This window comes from Amycolatopsis echigonensis (genome assembly GCF_014174495.1).
GTDB lineage: Bacteria > Actinomycetota > Actinomycetes > Mycobacteriales > Pseudonocardiaceae > Amycolatopsis > Amycolatopsis echigonensis.
Genome location: NZ_JACJHR010000243.1, coordinates 1 through 1,057, shown reverse-complemented (window position 1 = coordinate 1,057; position 1,057 = coordinate 1). Strand labels below are relative to the sequence as shown.

1 protein-coding gene is annotated in these 1,057 nt (G+C 67.9%); it reads left to right on the top strand.

The genetic code is table 11. From position 1 onward, the window contains the following. The coding region (locus H5411_RS46550) for an AAA family ATPase (protein ID WP_183128032.1) at positions 1–1,057 on the top strand (1,057 nt) is incomplete at both ends.

Here is a 1,057-nt window from a genome sequence, read left to right as displayed (position 1 = left end):
GCCAAGCAGGGCAGGCAGCGGTTGTTGCGTGAAGTCGTCACCGCGGACGAAATCGCGGCGATCGTGTCGCGCTGGACAGGCATCCCCGTGTCCCGCCTGCAAGAAGGCGAACGCGACAAACTCTTGCGGCTGGACGAAATCCTGCACCAGCGAGTGGTCGGCCAGGACGAGGCCGTGCAACTGGTCGCGGACGCGATCATCCGCGCCCGGTCCGGCATCAAGGACCCGCGCCGCCCGATCGGGTCGTTCGTCTTCCTCGGCCCCACCGGCGTCGGCAAGACCGAACTCGCCAAAACCCTTGCAGCGGCGCTATTCGACACCGCCGACAACATGGTGCGCCTGGACATGAGCGAGTACCAGGAACGCCACACCGTCTCCCGCCTGGTCGGCGCCCCACCCGGCTACGTCGGCTACGAGGAGGGCGGCCAGCTCACCGAAGCGGTGCGCCGCAAGCCGTACTCGGTCGTGTTGTTCGACGAGATCGAGAAGGCCCACACCGACGTGTTCAACACGCTGCTGCAGGTCCTCGACGACGGCCGGCTCACCGACGCCCAGGGCCGCACCGTCGACTTCCGCAACACGGTCATCATCATGACCTCCAACATCGGCTCGGAATATCTGCTGGAGGGCGCGACGGCGGGCGGGGAGATCAAACCGGAGGCGCGGGAGCGGGTGATGGCGGCGTTGCGCGGGCACTTCCGGCCCGAGTTCCTCAACCGGATCGACGACATCGTGCTGTTCAAACCGCTGACCGAGGCCGAGATCGAGCGCATCGTCGAGCTGATGACCGACGAGCTGCGCGGCCGGCTCGCCGAACGCCGGATGACCCTCCATCTGTCCGACCCGGCGCGGCATTTCATCGCCCAGCAAGGGTTCGATCCGGTCTACGGCGCCCGACCGCTGCGCCGGTTCATCGCCCGCGAGGTCGAAACCCGCATCGGCCGCGCCCTGCTCGGCGGCGACGTGCACGACGGCGCCACCATCCACATCGGACTATCCGACGGTGGGCTGACGGTCAGCTTCGACAACCCCAACACCGGCCCGAGCCAGGACCCGG